This is a genomic window from Psychrobacter sp. NZS113 (assembly GCF_015864825.1).
Taxonomy (GTDB): domain Bacteria; phylum Pseudomonadota; class Gammaproteobacteria; order Pseudomonadales; family Moraxellaceae; genus Psychrobacter.
The window spans coordinates 1-1915 of record NZ_JADYWL010000016.1; the positions used below are offsets into that span (position 1 = coordinate 1).

A 1915-nucleotide genomic window follows, 5' to 3' on the forward strand; every position below is an offset into this window, starting at 1 on the left:
AACGCAAAAAAAGCCACCTCAGTGACTTTCTTTACTTAAAAATTTATAGGCAAAAGCTAACCGTTAAACACATATTTTAATGATTAATGACCTGCGCCATTGATACTACGAACCATCTCTTCGACCATTTTCTTGGCATCACCAAAGATCATCATGGTTTTGTCCATGTAGAACAAACTGTTATCAAGCCCTGCATAACCTGTATTCATTGAACGCTTGATGACCATAATCGTTTGCGCTTTGGTCACTTCTAGAATCGGCATACCAAAGATTGGCGACGATGGATCATCTTTCGCAGATGGGTTTACCACGTCGTTCGCACCAATAACCAACACCACATCGGTACTCGCGAAGTCTGAGTTGATCTCATCCATCTCTAAAATATCATCATACGGTACGTCGGCTTCAGCCAATAGTACGTTCATGTGACCTGGCATACGACCCGCGACCGGATGGATGGCAAAACGTACATTCACGCCTTCTTCTTTTAGCAGCTCATACAATTCTTTTACCGCATTCTGTGCACGACCTTGCGCCATACCATAACCCGGTACGATGACCACACTACTTGCATTGGCCATTAAGAAGCCCGCATCTTCTGCCGAACCAGCTTTATAGTTCTTCGGTGCACCATCATCGCCGCCCGCTGCCACAGCGCCTGTACCCATACCACCAAACAAGACATTAAGCAGTGAGCGGTTCATGGCTTTACACATAATGTAAGACAAAATCGCACCTGATGAGCCAACGAGCGAACCTGCAATAATCAGCATTGAGTTACCAAGGGTGAAACCAATGCCTGCTGCTGCCCAGCCTGAGAATGAGTTCAATAGTGACACCACTACTGGCATGTCACCGCCGCCGATTGGGGCAATCCACATCCAACCAAAGATAACGGCAATCACTGCCATCGCATAAAATGCTGGTAATGAGTCAGTAACGAAATAAACGCCACCGAAACCAATCATTGCAATGAACAATAACGCTTGGACAGGTTTCACCCAGCCGCCGACCAACGTTTTAGCCCAGCTTTTTGCTGCTAATTTACCAAAGGCAAAGACCGAGGCTGAGAACGTAATCGCACCGATGAAACAACCAATAAACAGCTCAACTCGGGCAACGGCGCCATGCTGTTGCTCAGTGTGCAATACGGTTGCCAAGGCAATGGCGACTGCAGCTAAACCGACAAACGAATGCATCAAGGCAACTGTTTCGGGCATCTGAGTCATTGCAACCGTTTTCGCCTTCCACATACCAACGAGGGCACCTAAAATCATCGCACCGATGATCAACCAAAGCACAGGGCCTTCTGCTAAGAAGAAGGTCGTGACGACAGCAATCGCCATCGCTACCATACCAAAGCGGTTACCACGAATAGCCGTCTTTGGGCTAGACAAACCCCGCAAGGTTAAAACGAAAAGAATCGCGCCGACTAGGTAGAACCAATCTGCATTTGCCGCAATCATTGCTGAGAAGTCGTTCATGCGTCACCTCCGACATCAGTGGTTGCTACTGGTGCTTTTTTTACTTTCGGTTTAAACATCGCAAGCATACGCTCAGTCACAGCAAAACCACCGAAGATATTGATACTGGCCAAAAATACCGCAAAAGCGCCAAGTATACTGGTCGGTGTAAAGACAGAACCATCAATGGTGACGGTCTGTAGCATGGCACCCACGATGACGATACTTGATAGTGCATTCGTGACGGCCATCAATGGTGTGTGTAGTGCAGGCGTCACGCCCCAAACGACGTAATATCCGACAAAAATAGCGAGTACAAATACGGTAAAAATCGCGACAAATGGTGTACTGGCCATGGCGGCACCAGCGGGTACTGACGCTAAAATAGTGGCAATCATCTAATCCTCCTAAAATTTATTCATGTCTGGCAAATGTATGGTGACAACGTTAAT

Annotated in this window: 2 protein-coding genes; both read right to left on the bottom strand. The window is 47.1% G+C overall.

The window, feature by feature from the left end; translation table 11 throughout:
- Positions 1 to 83: 83 nt before the first annotated feature.
- Positions 84 to 1466 carry an NAD(P)(+) transhydrogenase (Re/Si-specific) subunit beta gene (locus tag I6E61_RS13935; RefSeq protein WP_197135294.1) on the bottom strand — a complete coding sequence of 461 codons (1383 nt, stop codon included), beginning with the start codon at positions 1464 to 1466 and terminating at the stop codon, positions 84 to 86.
- Positions 1467 to 1480: 14 nt separating this feature from the next.
- A complete protein-coding gene (locus I6E61_RS13940; protein ID WP_197135295.1) occupies positions 1481 to 1819 on the bottom strand; it encodes a proton-translocating transhydrogenase family protein in 339 nt (112 codons plus the stop codon).
- Positions 1820 to 1915: the final 96 nt, after the last annotated feature.

Bases quoted from the DNA above. Each gene is read 5' to 3' on its own strand.
- I6E61_RS13940 (WP_197135295.1), bottom strand. From the start codon at position 1,819: ATGGCCAGTACACCATTTGTCGCGATTTTTACCGTATTTGTACTCGCT.
- I6E61_RS13935 (WP_197135294.1), bottom strand. From the start codon at position 1,466: ATGATTGCGGCAAATGCAGATTGGTTCTACCTAGTCGGCGCGATTCTT.